At 58.5% G+C, this 15,012-nt stretch carries 14 protein-coding genes; 4 read left to right on the top strand and 10 right to left on the bottom strand.

Annotated features, from left to right (window positions below; translation table 11 throughout):
* Positions 1-14 precede the first annotated feature (14 nt).
* Together HPDFL43_RS14795 and HPDFL43_RS14800 are read left to right on the top strand one after the other, a co-directional pair.
* Positions 15-1,796 carry an IlvD/Edd family dehydratase gene (locus HPDFL43_RS14795; protein WP_007198183.1) on the top strand — a complete coding sequence of 594 codons (1,782 nt, stop codon included), beginning with the start codon at positions 15-17 and terminating at the stop codon, positions 1,794-1,796.
* A gap of 51 nt (positions 1,797-1,847) precedes the next feature.
* The gene (locus tag HPDFL43_RS14800; protein ID WP_007198184.1) at positions 1,848-2,585 is read left to right on the top strand and encodes an SDR family oxidoreductase; all 738 of its coding nucleotides are present in this window, start codon (positions 1,848-1,850) and stop codon (positions 2,583-2,585) included.
* A gap of 66 nt (positions 2,586-2,651) precedes the next feature.
* Here HPDFL43_RS14800 and HPDFL43_RS14805 read toward each other — a convergent pair whose 3' ends face one another.
* From HPDFL43_RS14805 to HPDFL43_RS14845, 9 genes are all read right to left on the bottom strand, one after another.
* Positions 2,652-3,581, bottom strand: a complete 930-nt coding sequence (locus HPDFL43_RS14805) for a DMT family transporter (protein ID WP_007198185.1) — start codon at positions 3,579-3,581, stop codon at positions 2,652-2,654.
* A gap of 48 nt (positions 3,582-3,629) precedes the next feature.
* Positions 3,630-4,520 carry an NAD(P)-dependent oxidoreductase gene (locus HPDFL43_RS14810; RefSeq protein ID WP_007198186.1) on the bottom strand — a complete coding sequence of 297 codons (891 nt, stop codon included), beginning with the start codon at positions 4,518-4,520 and terminating at the stop codon, positions 3,630-3,632.
* A gap of 16 nt (positions 4,521-4,536) precedes the next feature.
* On the bottom strand, positions 4,537-5,598 hold the full coding sequence (locus HPDFL43_RS14815; RefSeq protein WP_007198187.1) for a Gfo/Idh/MocA family protein: 1,062 nt from the start codon (positions 5,596-5,598) through the stop codon (positions 4,537-4,539).
* Positions 5,595-7,085, bottom strand: a complete 1,491-nt coding sequence (locus HPDFL43_RS14820; protein ID WP_007198188.1) for a UxaA family hydrolase — start codon at positions 7,083-7,085, stop codon at positions 5,595-5,597. The genes HPDFL43_RS14815 and HPDFL43_RS14820 overlap by 4 nt, the downstream gene beginning before the upstream one ends.
* Before the next feature lie 62 nt (positions 7,086-7,147).
* Positions 7,148-8,089 carry a phytanoyl-CoA dioxygenase family protein gene (locus tag HPDFL43_RS14825; protein WP_007198189.1) on the bottom strand — a complete coding sequence of 314 codons (942 nt, stop codon included), beginning with the start codon at positions 8,087-8,089 and terminating at the stop codon, positions 7,148-7,150.
* A gap of 11 nt (positions 8,090-8,100) precedes the next feature.
* Entirely contained in the window at positions 8,101-9,189 is a 1,089-nt protein-coding gene (locus HPDFL43_RS14830; RefSeq protein WP_007198190.1) for a mandelate racemase/muconate lactonizing enzyme family protein, read from the bottom strand.
* Between the two features lie 83 nt (positions 9,190-9,272).
* Complete coding sequence (locus tag HPDFL43_RS14835) at positions 9,273-10,898, bottom strand: TRAP transporter large permease (protein WP_210165596.1); 1,626 nt, start codon at positions 10,896-10,898, stop codon at positions 9,273-9,275.
* Between the two features lie 3 nt (positions 10,899-10,901).
* Positions 10,902-11,708 carry a TRAP transporter small permease subunit gene (locus tag HPDFL43_RS14840; RefSeq protein ID WP_007198192.1) on the bottom strand — a complete coding sequence of 269 codons (807 nt, stop codon included), beginning with the start codon at positions 11,706-11,708 and terminating at the stop codon, positions 10,902-10,904.
* A 126-nt stretch (positions 11,709-11,834) separates the two neighbouring features.
* Positions 11,835-12,848, bottom strand: a complete 1,014-nt coding sequence (locus HPDFL43_RS14845) for a TRAP transporter substrate-binding protein (protein WP_007198193.1) — start codon at positions 12,846-12,848, stop codon at positions 11,835-11,837.
* Positions 12,849-12,931: 83 nt separating this feature from the next.
* Between HPDFL43_RS14845 and HPDFL43_RS14850 the strand changes: the two genes are divergently transcribed.
* Complete coding sequence (locus HPDFL43_RS14850; protein ID WP_210165597.1) at positions 12,932-13,726, top strand: GntR family transcriptional regulator; 795 nt, start codon at positions 12,932-12,934, stop codon at positions 13,724-13,726.
* 151 nt (positions 13,727-13,877) lie between these two features.
* On the opposite strand, the gene HPDFL43_RS22175 is transcribed toward HPDFL43_RS14850, so the two are convergent.
* Positions 13,878-14,033 carry a hypothetical protein gene (locus HPDFL43_RS22175; protein WP_210165598.1) on the bottom strand — a complete coding sequence of 52 codons (156 nt, stop codon included), beginning with the start codon at positions 14,031-14,033 and terminating at the stop codon, positions 13,878-13,880.
* Between HPDFL43_RS22175 and HPDFL43_RS14855 the strand changes: the two genes are divergently transcribed.
* Positions 14,032-15,009: a LysR substrate-binding domain-containing protein gene (locus HPDFL43_RS14855; RefSeq protein ID WP_007198197.1), complete on the top strand. Its 978-nt coding sequence runs from the start codon at positions 14,032-14,034 to the stop codon at positions 15,007-15,009. The genes HPDFL43_RS22175 and HPDFL43_RS14855 overlap by 2 nt on opposite strands.
* The last annotated feature ends 3 nt before the right edge of the window (positions 15,010-15,012 follow it).

The following is a 15,012-nucleotide window of genomic DNA, read 5'->3' on the forward strand; positions in this document are numbered from 1 at the left end:
TCGGGAGGAGAAAGATGTCAGACACGCGCGCAAACAAGCGGTTCCGGTCGCAGGAGTGGTTCGACAACCCGAACAATCCCGGAATGACCGCGCTCTACGTCGAACGCTATCAGAACCAAGAGTATACCCGTGAGGAGCTGCAGGGCGGCCACCCGGTCATCGGCATCGCCCAGACCGGCAGCGATCTTGCCCCGTGCAACAAGATCCACGTTTTTCTGATGGACCGGATCAAGGCCGGCATCCGCGAGGCGGGCGGCATCCCGATGGAGTTTCCAGTCCACCCGATTCAGGAGACCGGCAAGCGCCCAACAGCAGCGCTGGATCGCAATCTTGCCTATCTGTCGCTCGTCGAAGTGCTGCATGGATATCCGCTTGATGGAGTGGTGCTGACGACAGGCTGCGACAAGACCACGCCCGCCATGTTGATGGGGGTCGCAACGGTTGACCTTCCGGCGATTGCCCTCAATGGCGGCCCCATGCTGGACGGCTGGTGGCAAGGCAAGCGCGCCGGTTCCGGCACAATCGTCTGGGAAAGCCGCCGTCTCCTGGCGGAAGGCAAGATCGACTATGAAGAGTTCATGAGCCGCGTCTGTTCGTCCGCGCCATCGCTGGGTCACTGCAACACGATGGGCACCGCCAGCACGATGAACGCCATGGCCGAAGCGCTTGGAATGACGCTGACCGGCAATGCGGCAATCCCGGCGCCGTTCCGCGAGCGTATGGCGATGGCCTACCAGACGGGCCGCCGGATCGTTCAGATGGTGCTGGATGATCTCAAACCGTCTGACATTATGACCCGCCAGGCATTCGAGAACGCAATTGTCGTAAACAGCGCGATTGGAGGGTCGACCAACGCCCCGCCGCATCTTCAGGCCGTTGCGCGCCATATTGGTGTCGACCTCAACGTACAAGACTGGGAAACCATAGGGTTTGACGTGCCCTTGCTGGTCAACATGCAGCCCGCTGGAGAGTATCTCGGCGAATCCTTCTATCGCGCCGGCGGCGTGCCGGCGGTGATGGCCGAGCTGATGCAGGCGGGCCGTCTCCATGGCGATGTCATGACCGCGACCGGCAATTCCCTCGCCGCCAACCTTACCGGCTCAAAAAGCCTCGACCATGATGTGATCAAGACGTATGACGCACCGATGCGGCAGAAGGCCGGCTTCAAGGTCCTGTCGGGAAACCTGTTCGATTCGGCCTTGATGAAAACCAGTGTGATTTCCGCAGACTTCCGCAAACGTTTTCTCTCTGAACCCGGAAACGAGGGCGTCTTCGAAGCGCGCGCGGCCGTGTTTGAAGGCCCTGAAGACTACCATGACCGGGTCAACGACCCGGCGCTGGGCATCGACGAGAAAACGATCCTGTTCATCCGCGGTGTCGGCTGCGTCGGCTATCCCGGAAGTGCCGAAGTCGTAAACATGCAGCCCCCGGATGCTTTGATCAAAATGGGTGTGAATCACCTGCCAACCGTGGGAGATGGCCGCCAATCTGGAACATCTGAAAGCCCGTCGATCCTCAACGCCTCGCCCGAAGCCGTCGTTGGCGGTGGACTGGCCTATCTCAAGACCGGAGACAAGGTCCGCCTTGATCTCAACGCAGGCCGGATGGATGCCCTGGTGCCGGAGGATGAATGGCAGGCGCGCATCGATGCCTGGACCCCACCAGAACTGGTGAACCAGACGCCCTGGCAGGAAATCTACCGCAGCAATGTCGGACAATTGTCCAATGGAGGGTGCCTGGAGCTTGCGACAGCCTACCAGAAGGTGGGACGCAATCTGCCACGCGACAATCACTGACAAACCAATGGGCAAAATACCCATCCACGCATGATATTCGGGGGAGAAACCATGAGCAAATCCATCATCATCACCGGCGCTGGCCGGGGGATCGGCAAGGCGACTGCGAATGCCTTTCTTGACGCGGGCTGGCGGGTCGGCCTCGTCGGGCGCACGCTTGGCGCGCTGGAAGATGTGGCAGGCGGACGCGAAAACGCGCTGCCCCTGCCCTGCGACGTGACCCAGGAGCAAGACGTCGTTGAAGCTTTCGGAAAGGCAGCCAAGGCCTGGGGCCGGGTGGATGCGCTGTTCAACAATGCAGGCGTTTCCATGCCGTCATCCACGATCGATGAGATCGATGTCGCCGCCTGGCGCGATCTCATCGACATCAATGTGACCGGCAGTTTTCTCTGCGCCAAGGTCGCCTTTGGCCTGATGCGCGAGCAGGATCCACAAGGCGGCCGCATCATCAACAATGGTTCGGTTTCAGCCTATGTGCCGCGTTGGGGGTCAGCTGCCTACACCACGTCCAAGCATGCGATTACCGGGCTGACCCGCTCGGTCTCGCTTGACGGGCGTGCCTTCAACATTGCTTGCGGGCAGATCGACATCGGCAACACTCTGACTGACATGGCGGAGAAAATGACCAAGGGCGTCCCTCAGGCTGACGGGTCTATCGCCGTGGAACCAGTGATGGATGTGTCCAACGTCGCCAAATCGGTACTGCATATGGCAAACCTGCCGCTGGATGCCAACGTGCAGTTCATGACGGTGATGGCGACCAACATGCCCTATATCGGCAGGGGCTGAGCCGGCGGCAACGCCACGCCACGGGAGCCTGTGGGCAGGGATCGGATCAAGCCAAAGCCCCGAAGCTTAAAGGTTCCCCGAATGGGGCGGGAGCTGCGCGACCCGGGTTTGCTTGTGTCCCCTTTGCCGCTCACGGCGCCAGATATACAGTCCCGATGTAATAATGATCAGCCCACCGGCCAGCGTCCAGATGGTCGGCGTGGTGGAAAAGACAAATATCCCCGCCAAGGCCGCAAGAAAGATCTGGCTGTACACCATCGGGGCCAGGATCGATGCGTCGGCCCAGCGATGCGCAAGGGTCGCAAGACTGTGCCCCATCATCCCGAACCCGCCGATCAGACACATGATCAGCCATTGCAGCCCATTCTCCGGCCAGATCCAGGCCGACAGGGCAAAGGGCGCCAGCGCAATCGACGCGAAACCGGAGGACCAGACCTGCTGCGTCGCGTTGGTTTCCACCCCGGCAAGCATCCGCGTCATGATGAAATACAGCGAAGCGATCAGCAATGCCGCAAGGGAAAAGAACATTGCCGGGTCAAACTCGGCCCCCCAGGGCTGAATCACCACAAGCACGCCGATGAAACCCACGCAAACCGCCGCGATCCGCCGGATTCCGACCTTTTCGCCAAGGATCGGGATCGCCAGAAGCGTGACAACAATCGGCCCTGCGAACATGATCGTTGTCGTCAGCGTGATTGGCAAAGACTGCAACGCATAGAAATTGCAAATCGTCGACCCAAACAGGAACAGCGACCGCAGAAATTGCTTGAACGGCGCACGTGACACAAAAACCTCGGCGCGCTCTTTCGGCAAATAGAAGATCATCGCGTAGACGAAATGTCCGAAGTACCGCACAAAGACCACCTGTATGACAGGCAAACCCGCAAGCACCAGCCATTTGGCCGAGGTGTCGATACAGGTGAAAAAGACCACTGCAAACAACATGGTCAAGACGCCTGCGGCGGCGCGGTCTTCGCGCGGGATGGGGGCGCTCATATCACGGCCCGTCCACCGCGATGAAAGCCGGATTTTCCGCCGGATGGGTCACGCTTTTCCCTTCAGGTTCTTGCCCATCCAGTCCACCATTTCCGCCACCATCCGGTCCCCGTCCCCGTCGTCCACGGCAGCGGAAAGCGCGTTCACAGTGCAACCGGACATGCGGCTTTGCATGCCCATGTCTGACAGCATCTGACCGTAATACCCCACGTCTTTGGCCGCGTTGCCGATGGCGAAACCAAGATCGTTCTGACCGTTTACCGCGTAGTTGCGTATGAAATCCATCATGCCAGAGCGCAGTGGCCCGGCGGACATCACGTCATAAAGAGCCTGCCGGTCAATTCCCGCCGCATCGGCCGCCGCGAAAGCCTCAGACATGGCAACAGCGGTTGTCATTCCAAAGAAGTTGTTGATCAGCTTGATGGTATGCCCGTTTCCAAGAGCGCCAAGGTGAAAGACGTTCTCTCCCAACACATCGAGCACCGGTTTCACCTGGTCATATGTTTCTTTGTCGCCAGAACACATGATGTTCAGCTTGCCCTCTTTCGCATGGGCTGGCGTGCGGCCCAGAGGGGCATCCAGATAGGTCGCGCCTTGCGCGGCAAGATCCGCACCGATCTTTTGTGTCGATTCCGGCAAAGAGGTTCCGAAATCAATCACCACCTGCCCAGGTTTTACACCCGCCAGAACACCGTCCTCGCCGTAAATGCGGCTTTCCACCTGTTCAGATGTTCCAACACAGATCATCACGATGTCGCTCTGCTCGGTCAGGGCTTTGCCGCTCTTTGCCTCAACCCCGCCGCGGGCCAAGACCTCGTCCACACCGGTGCGGTCGCGATTTCCGAGAACGATCAACTCATAGCCTGCGGTCTGAAGACACTCTGCCATGGCCCGGCCCATCAGCCCCAACCCGATGAACCCTATTTTTGGTTTCGTCATCTCGATCTCCCTTGAATTAAACGCCAGTATAGTCCCCCGGCACCTCGCCTGCGCGCACCGGCCTGTGTTCCTTGGCCGACAACGCGGCGGCCAGCGTGATTTCCAGCGCCTTCATCCCGTCTTCACCGGAGCAAAGAAGGTCATTATCGCCGCCCGCAACCACTGCAGCAAAATGCCCGATCTGTTTGAGCACCGGATCCACCTTGTCGAAATGCGGCCCGGGCGTTGCAATCAACGGCTTGGACCATTCTATCTCCCCCGGGCCGGAGCGTCCCCAGAACGTCAAGGACGGAAACTCCAACGCACCTGCGGTGCCCACGAAGCGGATGTAATCCTGATGCGACGCGGCGATGGCAGGGTTTTCTGCAGATGCCGCCTCGAATGACCAGGGCGATGCACCGGCATCAGAAATCAGAAAGGACCCAAGCGCGCCATCGCCGAAGCGGAATGCCAGCGCTGCGGTGTCTTCGATCGCCAACCCCCGGCGTGAATTTGAGGACAGGGCGGTGACCTCGTCAATCTCGCCCAGGAAGAAGCACAAAAGATCGATTTCATGGGTCAGGTTGGTGAGCAGCGGTCCCGCCCCAGGCTGACGGCGCCAGTCCGCATCATAATATGTATCGTGCTTTCGCAGCGACCAAAGGCCCTGAACCCCGACAAGATCACCGAGCTGGGTCAAGGCATCACGGGTTGCGCGTGAAAACGGATGACAGCGGCGATGGTGCCCGGTGAACAGCGGAACTCCTTTCTGCGCCGCGCGCAAAACAACCTCCCGCGCCTGATCAAGCGTTGCAGCGGTTGGTTTTTCCACGATCACCGGCCATCCCCGGTCGAGACAAGCGAGCGCGGAGACGTGGTGGTCCTGTGTCGGTGTGGCCACGATGGCCGCGCGCGTTTCGGTCGGAACCGCATCGAGCGTTGCAACCGCATTCAGACCCAGAGCCGCCAAGGCCGCACGTCGCACCTCCGATGGTTCGACCACGGCGGATATCCGCGTGGCAGGACAGGCTTGCGCAACCTCGACATGGCGCATTCCTATCGAACCTGCCCCGATGATGGCGACCGGCAGCTGCGTCACATCACCGACCCGACCTGCCAGGGTACAAATTCATAGTCCCCAAGCCCTTGCGCCTCTGATTTCGATTTTTCACCACTCGCCATGCGCAACCACATGGCGTAAATCTCGCGGCCCACCTCTTCGACACTGGCTCCATCCGACAGGATCCGTCCTGCGTTCACATCCATGTCAGGTGTCAGCCGCTCATACATCTCGGTGTTGGTCGCCACCTTCATCGTCGGCGCAGGTTTGGATCCAAAGGCCGATCCGCGACCGGTGGTAAAACAGACCAGATTGCAGCCACTGGCTATCTGTCCGGTGACACTGGCCGGGTCATATCCGGGGCTGTCCATGAAGGTGAACCCCTTCGCAGTGACAGGCTCGCCATATTTGAACACGCCAGTCAGCGGGGTCGTGCCCCCCTTGGCCGCAGCGCCCAACGACTTTTCAAGGATCGTCGTCAGACCGCCCTTTTTGTTGCCGGGACTTGGATTGTTATCCATGTTCCCGCGGTTGCGTTCGGTGTAATCCTCCCACCACTTGATCAGGCTGATCAGCTTGTCCCCCACCGCGCGATCCACTGCGCGGGCGGTCAACAGATGCTCGGCGCCATAAATCTCCGGCGTTTCGGCCAGGACACCGGTCCCCCCCTGCGCAACAAGCAGATCACAGGCATACCCCACAGCCGGGTTCGCCGTGATGCCGGACCATGCATCGGACCCGCCGCATTGCAAGGCGACCATCAGCTCGGATGCAGGGCATTCCTCACGTTGCACGTCATTGACCAAAGGCAGCATCGCCTCAATTTTTCGGATGCCCATTTCGACGGTCTGGGCCAGCCCGCCAACATCCTGAATGTTCATCGCCTGGAACAACGGGCCGGGCGTCAGGCCATAAGCCTCGATCAGCCAGTCGATCTGCATCATTTCGCAGCCCAGGCCCGCCATGAGAACACCGCCGACATTGGGGTTGCGTGCGTAGCCCCAGAGCGTGCGCTGGAGCAGTTCGAACCCGGTGCCATCTCCGCCCATGGCACACCCTGTGCCGTGCACAAAGGCCGTGACGCCATCGACGTTGGGATAAGGCGCAAGCACATCTGGCGTAAAATGTCCTGCGATCATGCGCGCGGCGGTGGCCGAACAGTTCACCGACGTCAAAACCGCGATATAGTTGCGGGTCCCGACCCGTCCAGTTTTGCGCAGATACCCCATAAACGTGTCCTGTTGAGCAGCGGGAGCGACAGGACGCAGATTGGTGGAAAACTCGTACTCGGTCTCGACGTTGCGGAATTCCAGATTATGCGTGTGCACATGCGCCCCCATCGCAATATCCTCGGCCGCGTAACCGATGACCTGCGCATACTTCCTGACAGCGGTACCTTTGGGGATATCGCTGACGGCCATCTTATGACCACGCGGGATCAACTGGATGGCCCCGTCCTGCCCGGCATCGAGCGGCGCGATGGCGGTGACGACATTGTCTTCAGGGGCAAGGCGTACAGTCTTCATGGTATGGCATCTCTGCTGGGGTCAAGGAAGGCACACGGCCACTTGCGACTGAAAAGCAACGGTCATGCGCAGGCGGGGCTGTCACTTGTCCATCTGTGAATCGGGATATGAGGTTGACCTGCAAGACGCGCACGTGCGGCAAGCCACATGCGCCGCCATTCCTGCCAGTCGGTCAGCACGTTTTCAGGCCTTCTATGCGACCGGACAACAAAGTCGGGAAAATGCGCGCGGCCGGTCGGCTGGCCGGTCACATTGTAGCGGATGTCGAAGGACCAACGGAACCTGTCCGAAACATTGTTCAGCGACGCATGCGGTGTGAGCGGATGGAAAATGACCGCCCCGCCCGCCTTTACCGGCAATGGCTGTGCCTTTTCCAAATCCAGAAACCCATCAGCTATGGCGGTCTGCTTCCTGGGACAATGCGGATACATCTGCGGCTTTCCAGGGATCGCCTGCAGGCACCCGTTTTCGACAGTCGCATCCGAAATCGCCAGCCAGACGGTGACCATATCCGTCCGGTCGCCCTCTTCATGTGCAACAGCGCGATCCTGATGCCAGTCGGTCATCATGATATGCGCGCGGTTTTCCACGCCGCTCAACGTTGGCGCCGGCGGCTTCAGCCGGACATGCTGGATCGGGTTCGACGTGATTTCGGATCCGATCAGGCATTCGACCAGATCAAGCAGCCTCGGCGCGGTGATCATGTCAAAGACGGCCGGACCAAAGTGAAATGGGGTATCAGGCCGGATCTCTCCACCAGGCAAGGAGATATCCATCGGTTGAAACCAGTCACAGCCCGCCGCATAACTCACCAGCAGCTTCTGCCAGAAATCCATGCCATCGGGCGCGGGCACCAAGCCTTGAGCATGCCAGTGCTCATAAAGCTCATCAAGCAGCAACGCGTATTCGTCTTTGACCGCGTTCAGCACCGCCGCTGGCAACACGTCGGGCACAATGATGACGCCGTTGCTGTGGAACTCGTCGATCTGCTGCTGTGTCAACATGGCGGCTGTCCTCAAACGCGCAAGGAATTCAAACGCTCCCAATCAAAGGCCACGCCGTGGCCGGGACACTCGGGCGCAATGGCATATCCGTCGACGATCTGAAGCGGACTCTCAATGTATTTTTCCAGCCCGAATCCATGGGCCTCCAGGTAAGACCGGTTCGGGCAAGCGGCCAGCAATTGAACCGTGATGTCATGTGCGCCATGACTTGTGACAGGAAGGTGGAACGCCTCGGCCAGACGGGCGATCTTCATGAACGGGGTCACGCCGCCGCAGTTTGTCACGTTAGGTTCGGGGAACGTCACACCGCCTTCAATTGCGGTGCGGAACTCCCAAACAGACCGGAGGTTTTCTCCCGATGCGATGGGGATGCCGCCTTCGAGCAGAACACGGCGATGGCCGGCAGGATCTTCGGGTGGAATCGGTTCTTCGAACCAGGTCAGGTCGAACTGGGCAAACGCCTTGGCGGCGCGGACAGCGCCATCAACGCTGTATTTCATGTTCGCATCGGCCATCAGCGGCATGTCCGGCCCAAAAGCGTCGCGCAGAGCAGCAAGCTTGGCAATGTCTTCACGCAACAGGTCGCGTCCCACCTTCATCTTGATTGCGCGGTGACCTTTGGCGATGTTGTCATGGGTCTGGGCGACCAGTTCTTCGGGGCTTAGATGCATGTCGATGCCGCCAGCGTAGCAAGGCACCCTGGCGTCATATCCGCCGAGCAATCGCCAGAGCGGCATATCTGCGCGTTTCGCCTTGAGATCCCAGAGCGCCATGTCGAGCGCCGACAGGGCCAGGACCGTTGGTCCACCGCGCCCACCATAGTGAAAGGCCCACCAAAGCTCTTTCCAGATCGCTTCAATCAGCGAGGGGTCACGGCCGATGACCCGTGGTGTCATCTCGCGCGCCAGAATGTCAGCAATCGCCCCGCCGTTCACACCGCAGGTGAAGGTGTAACCCACCCCTTCAGCCCCATCGCTGTCGGTGACGCGGGCAGTCACAACCTCGAACCCGGTCATCACGCCATGCATGCTGTCCTCAAGCACCTGAGCCAGAGGGATCAGGTAGTGGTCGGTTTTGACATGAGAAATGGTGGTGGTCATGGAGTTGCCAGCCTCTTGAGCCAAAAAACGGGGGCGGAGTCACTCCGCCCCCATCGGGATGTTTCAAACAATTGGTTCACCCATCACAGGAACACCGTCACAATCGACGGGTAAACCACAAGCACCGTCAGCGCGATCAACTGGAGCACGATGAAAGGCAAGAACCCGGCAAAGATCTGCGTCAGGGTGATGTGCGACGGCGCAACAGACTTCAAATAGAACGCCGCCGGCCCAAACGGGGGTGACAGGAAACTGACCTGCATGTTCATACAGAACACAACACCAAACCAGATCGCCACATGGCGCGGTTCCAATTGGCCAAAGAAGCCGATTTCCTCAATCGGGAGTTTCAGCACGATCGGCAGGAACACCGGCATGATCAAGAGCACGATACCAACCCAGTCCATGAACATTCCCATGATCAGGAAAATGAGCATCATGACCAGGATGATCGACATGGTCGGAAGCTCCGCTGCGATGATCATGTTTGCGACGTAAGTCGGCCCCCCCGAGAGGGTGTATGCCGCCGCAAGTGCGGCTGCGCCAATGGTCACCCAGATGATTGTTCCGGTGGATTTCAACGTGCGGATCAGACTGTCCCAGACGATCTCGAACGTCATTTCGCGCCGGATCAGGCTGATGGTGAAGACCGCAACAACCCCCATACCGGCAGCTTCCGTGATGCCGGTGATGCCCATATAGATAGAGCCTAGCACAACGCCGATCACCACGACGGGTGCGATCAGCCCTTTGCCCATGTCCCAACCAGTTGCCACACGCTCTTTTCCGACAGCGAACACGATCCCCAGGGCAACGGCAAAGGCGGCTGCAATCCAGGGCAGATGATAGACCATCCCGAGTGCAATCGGGTCTTCACCCTCTTGCAAGGTGTTCTGGCCCGTCACCGTGAAAAACAGCGCACGCAGGAAAAGCACGCCAATAATCCAGAGCCCAAACTTGGCCAGGAAACCGACAAACATCAGCCCTTTTTCCCGACCTGCAGGCGCTTCCGGGTCGATTTCCGGCAGCGGCGCAAGCGAGGGATTCAAGCGCGTGCGGACAATGATGTAGATGATGAAGAAGGACGCCAACATGAAACCCGGCAGGAACGATGCCGTAAACAGCGCCTTGATCGAAGTCTCCGTAACCAGGCCGTAGAAGATCAAAACGATGGACGGTGGAATCATCGTCCCCAGAGAACCTGAGGCGCATATCGTTCCGATCGCGAGGTTCTGATTGTAGCCGAGCCTGAGCATTTGCGGCAGTGCAATCAGGCCAAGAAGAACAACCTCACCGCCAATGATGCCGGACATAGCCGCCATGATCACCGCCATGATCGAGGTGACAATGGCAATCCCGCCACGGGTGCCTGACAACCAGACATTGAGCGAGTTGTACATGTCCTTGGCGATCCCCGAGCGTTCAAGAAGCGCGGCCATGAATATGAACAGGGGTATCGATATGAGAACGTAATTCGTCATTTGTCGGTAGACCGCTTGCGACAGCACCGACAAGGGCCCTTTGCCGAAATCGCTGAACAGCAACTCGGGACCGAATTTCATGACCAGAACGGCGACAGCCAGGAAGGCCGACGCAAAGCCAAGCGGCATCCCGATGGCAAGAAGGAAAAACATACCCAACAGCAGAACAACGCTTAGCGTTGCAATGTCGGGAGCCTTCATCCACTCGAGGTAAGGTAGGAGTTCCATGATTTACTTGTCCTCAAGAGTGCGGCGGATGTTTTCGATTTCGACCTCATCGATCTCGTCGGGGCCGTGGTGTTCGGGCGCTTTTTTCCAGTCGGAAATCAGGTTTGAGATTGCCTGAATCGCCACCAGGACGATGATGATGAGAATGGCTGGCTTCACGATCCCCGGAATGGGCGGATCCCAGGCCGTGCCGAAGGTCTCCATCCGCAAGAACCTGCGCATGGCATCGTCATATCCGCCCCAAATCATCGCAAAGACAAAAAAGAGCAGCAGCGCCAGGGACAAGACGTCCGAAGCCTTCTGAAAAAAGCGGGGCATCATGTCGTAGATGACATAGATGCGGATATGGCTGCGTTGCTGCATGGCGTATTGGCCAGCCAGCAGGAACACGAAAGCCGCTATCCAGAGAGAAAGTTCGTTGGCCCAAAGGGTCGGTCGCGCGAACACGTAGCGCGAAACCACTTCATAGAACATCACGATCACGATCAGGGCGGTCATGATCATCGCGATGCGCGAACAGACCAGAGACACGATGTCAAAGAACCCGTCTGGTTCTGTCTCGATCGCACCGCGCGTGTCCGAAAGATACAAAGACACAAACAAAATGGAGCCGGCAATGGCCCACAACATAACCGAGACAAGTGGCCGCCCCTCGGGCCGGATCATCTCGTGCATGCCAAACGCATCGTCCGATATGATCCGGTTCGCCACCAACCACAGAAAAATCAAAGCGACCAAGGCCGTTAGCGCAACCGCAATCATGCGCACGGGTCGCCGCATGGACCCAAGCCATACACTTTTCTGTTCCATGCTCATCCTCCCCGGAGAGACAAAACGAAACTATTGTCTGTTGTTTTCAAGCAGTAGGATATGAGGGCCCCGAAAACGGGGCCCTTGAATGATTTGGTCAACAGGCCATCAATCGGGCCCGTTGGATCAATCGATCAGACCAAGCTGCCTGAGATAGGTCTTGTGGCTTTCCACAAGCGCTCCGGCTTCGGGGCTACGGGTTGCCCAGTCATCCCACGCGGCCTGTGCGGCCTTGCGGAAGGCTGCACGATCCTCGTCAGACCACGCGTAAAGGGTCACACCTTTGGCTTGCAGCTCGGCGGCTGCCTCGGTGTTTGCCTTCTCATTGGCCATGGCGATCTGGAAGGAAAGCTTCTGCCACGCTGTGTCCATGATGCGGCGCTGCTGTTCTGTCAGGCCGTCCCAGACATCCTTGTTGCACGCAAGGTGGTCAGAGGGCATCGAGTGGAAGCCCGGATAGTTTGCGTGTTTCACGATGTCATAGAGGCCAAGGCCCACATTGTTCGCAAGGCCAGACGCATCAGCACCGTCGATGATGCCGGTTTCAAGCGCGGTAAAGATTTCGGTGAAATCCATCACGATGGGTGACGCACCCAACTTTTCGAAAATCTCTGTCTCCATGCCCGGAGGCGAACGGAACTTCCAGCCCACCAGATCTTCCGGACCGGCAATCGGCTTGGACGATGCGAACGATTCCTGACCGTAGATGGCCCAACCGATCAGCTGCATACCCTGCGCATTGTAAAGCTCTTGTGCGGCCTCATAGCCATCGCCGTAGTACAGCCAGCTGTACTGCTGCCAGGGCGTGTCATAGCCACCCATGATATCGCCGACAAACTGGAACGCGGGGTTCTTGCCGGTCTGGTAAGCACCACCGGTCGCGTCACAATCGACGATGCCGTTGATCGCTGCGTCGAATGTTTCCGTCGTGGCAACAACCGAAGACGAATAGAACATCTCGATGGTGATGTCGCCGCCCGACATGGTCTGAACGTCGTCAATCCATGTAGCGAGCATTTTGCCAGTGGGGTGCTCGGTTGCATAGTGTGTCTGGATCCGAAGCGTGACCGGATCGGCCAGAGCAGAGGTGGCCATCAGTGCAGCTGCACCTGCCGCCATCAGTGTCGACATATATTTCATGTTTAGTCCTCCCTTGGCGGCTCTCCTCAACCGCCTGTCCAACCTTGGTGCATGGAAACGCACCGTGAAGATGGTATACCATCATGGGGGAACGTAGCGAATGGAAACTCGACAATCAACAATTTTTGGTATACCAAAATTCAATCTCTTCCGAGAGGGTGAGATTTTGCGTTCTGCCACGCATGTTCAGCGCATTTATTGTGCAGGAAATTCGGATGCCTAAAGAAACCCTGGCCGAACAGATTGCCAATCACCTGCGTCGGGACATCCTTCGGGGAAACCGCGCGCCCGGCATGTCAGTCAAAGAACGCGACATTGCTTCGGACATGAATGTGAGCCGGACGCCAATACGTGAAGCGATCCGAATTCTATCCAAGGAAGGTCTGGTCGAGCTGCGGCCTTCGCGCAGCCCGATTGTTGCGCTGTCCGATTTCAAGGAAATCGCCGATCAGACCGAGGTGTTGATTGCACCGGAAAAATTGTCCGCAGAGCTGGCCTGCAAGAACGCGACCGAAGCGGACCTCAAACGCCTTGAAACCATCGTCGCCTACATGGCGGAGCACTATAACTCGATTGACCCGCTGGACATGTTTGAAGTCGACATGTCTTTTCACACGGCCATCGCGGTAGCCTCGGGCAACAAGGCATTGGCCGAGACGCATGGGACTTTTCTAAGGCGGCTGTGGCGTGCGCGATACCTGGCAGCACGGCAACGGCGGAATCGGGAACGCGTGGTCAACCAGCATACGGCAATCCTGGATGCGATGCATGCCCGCGACGGGCAAGCCGCACGCGACGCAATCAACAACCATTTGCAAAACCTGGCCGATGACATCCAATCCGTCATCCAACACGAGATTGCGCACCGAGACAGCTGAGGACGACAGCGGTGAAGCTTTTGCGATATGGCCCCAGGGGCCAGGAAAGATCAGGCGTGCTGGACGTTGTTGAGCAGGTTCGTGATCTGTCCGGCAAAGTCGATGATCTTGCCGGCAACCATGTGTCGCAGCGGTCGTTTCAGTTTGGCCATCAAGCGCCGGCCTTGGCATGAGACCCCCGCGCGTCCTCAAGCCCGGCGATGTGATTGAGATCGAAGTCGAGGGCCTTGGTGGCCGGCGCCAACCGACCGTCATCGCAACATGAGATCACGCAACCAGTATTCGGCGAGGTGCGAAAACCGTTCATGGCACTGACCCCGAACCTCAACGCCTATCTGTATTTCGAAGCTGTTGCACGGCGCGGCACCATCACCCACGCCGCGGAGGAACTGTCGATTTCGCCTTCGGCTGTAAGCCAGCAAGTCAAACTTCTGGAACAGCGGCTGGGGGTAAAACTGTTTCGCCGTGACGGTCGGTTGCTGAGCCTGACGCTGGAAGGGGAACAGCTGTTTCAGGTGTCAACAACAGCGCTAAGAATGCTGCGCGACACCGGACGGCACCTTGGAAAAACCCGTGAAACCCACAGGCTCAACCTGCGGGTGACACCCAGTTTCGGTGTCCGTTGGTTGGCGCCACGGCTTGCAGGGTTTGTTGCTGAACACCCCGATTGGGATCTGCGGGTCGATGCCGCACCCGACCCCACCAATTTCGAACGCGAAGTGATGGACCTCGACATTCGCTATGGCAACGGCGACTGGCAGGGTTTGCATGCCCGGCCAGTGCTTCACGATCATGTCCTGCCCCTGTGCAGCCCCAGGTATCTCTCCGGTTTGAAAGCATCAGACAATCCGGGTGCCCTGCTCGATCAAGCCCGGCTGATCGACAGCGCCAGGGCATTGTGCCAGTGGGATTTCTGGCTCTATCACAATGGTATTGAAACAAGCAGCAACCGCAAATCGATCCTCATGGACAGGTCATCAATTGCGTTGCAGCTGGCCTTGGACGGAGCCGGTATCGTGCTGGAGTCGCTGGCCCTCGCCCTGCCTGAAGTAGCCAACGGCCGGCTTGTTCCGGTCTTGCCCAAACTGCCAGTGCTGACCTTCCCGTCCTATTGGACGATTTGCCCTGCGCGATATCTCAACCGCCGCGCCGTGCATCTGTTCCTCGATTGGCTGGACGGGGAAGTCGATGATCATTCCGCACAGGTTTCACACGTCCTCACAATGCACGACCTGAGCGTCGAAGAACTGAAACTGGACGGTGGTCAACTGACGGGCGCTTGAAAC

The organism is Hoeflea phototrophica DFL-43, assembly GCF_000154705.2.
GTDB lineage: Bacteria > Pseudomonadota > Alphaproteobacteria > Rhizobiales > Rhizobiaceae > Hoeflea > Hoeflea phototrophica.